Origin of the sequence: Acinetobacter sp. 809848 (assembly GCF_000581275.1) — a bacterium.
Classification (GTDB): domain Bacteria; phylum Pseudomonadota; class Gammaproteobacteria; order Pseudomonadales; family Moraxellaceae; genus Acinetobacter; species Acinetobacter pittii.
The window spans coordinates 1-1337 of sequence record NZ_JEXG01000141.1 but is presented as its reverse complement, the minus strand read 5'-3'; the positions used below and the strand labels follow the sequence as shown (position 1 = coordinate 1337).

Here is a 1337-nt window from a genome sequence, read left to right as displayed (position 1 = left end):
TTGCTGGTTGACGTATAAATCTAGGGTTGAAGGCAATGCTGCCGAGCCAGAGAATTGAGGGAGTGCCGAAGTGACAATATCCCCGCGTTGGCTATAAGCACTCGACCACTGAAAACCGGCCAGACGGACACTGCTTCCCCAATCCGGGCTATTAGAAATAAAGTCCCCTAGGGTATATATCCTGATCTTTTCAGGGTCAACATATTGCCACTTACTTTCTAGGCGCACCCACTTTTCATGGCTATAACTATTTTCATTACTACCGTTATATAAAACGCCTGAAGAAAAGTTACCGATTGCGCTATTAAAGATCCCTTCTGCCGTACCTGAGAAAACATTCTCATCATTGGTTATGGTGTTATACAGACTGTAGTTCAAAATAGCCGCGTTTAAGGGCTTCATCTTTAGCAAATGCGGGCTAGTGACCTGCTGACTACTTAAGTCAACTGAATAACCCGTTAACATGTTCGACGGAACTTTTAAGTTTAAAGACTGCTCATTCTCTAGATATTTAAACTGGATTCCGTTTAGATCATTAATACATACCCACTGATTATCTGGGATATGTTCATCCATTTTTAGTCTTAAAGTTTTTAAAGTGCTAGATCGAATATATAGTTTTCCATCCTTAGATTGCTTTACTGCAACCAAATCTTCATTAGCATTTGAGTTAATCGAAACATTTAAAAATAGATGAATGAAATTAAGATCTTGCTCCTGCTCATTCGCTCCTACTTGTGTATATTCACCATTGCTACCTACAGATTTAGGAACACTGGGAACTGCAGTATTCGTATGATCTAGTAACTGTTCGGCAAAAGAATATGCAGGAAAATACGCAACACATAAGACACCTATAATGTATTTCATATAAGCCTCTTAAAGTGTGGTTTTCTTACCATTAACTGTTAGAGATACGCTGTATTTATGATTTGGTTGGTAGGTAAAGTTACTAATCGAGTAACTTTTCGACTTCTCCGCAAGAATATAACCATTCACAGTATTTACTTTAATGGGATAACTTTTATTTGCTGTTGTATCAATAAGCATTAGACTATTTAACAGCGCATGTCGGTTACCTATATTGCTAATATTTAAAGAAGGTGTGTTCTGGTTAACATCAATTTTCCAACTCAGTTTGGTAATCGCATCTTTATTTACTACAAATACAGGTAATGATGAGCGAAGTAATACATTTACTCCCTGAGCTGCTTTACGGCTATCAATTGGTTTGGGTAACTCATCAATAATAATACGATAGGTTTTTTCACCAGAAATAGGTTCTGGGTTAATTCTAACTACACGTAAGTTATAAGAGTCACTAGGTTGTAGTTTTA

1 protein-coding gene and 1 pseudogene are annotated in these 1337 nt (G+C 37.2%); both read right to left on the bottom strand.

Going from position 1 to position 1337, the window contains the following annotated elements; all coding sequences use genetic code 11:
• A pseudogene (locus J536_RS24420) lies at positions 1–870 on the bottom strand (fimbrial biogenesis outer membrane usher protein); the annotation flags it as partial.
• Between the two features lie 9 nt (positions 871–879).
• The coding region (locus J536_RS24415; RefSeq protein ID WP_032064281.1) for a molecular chaperone at positions 880–1337 on the bottom strand (458 nt) is incomplete at its 5' end.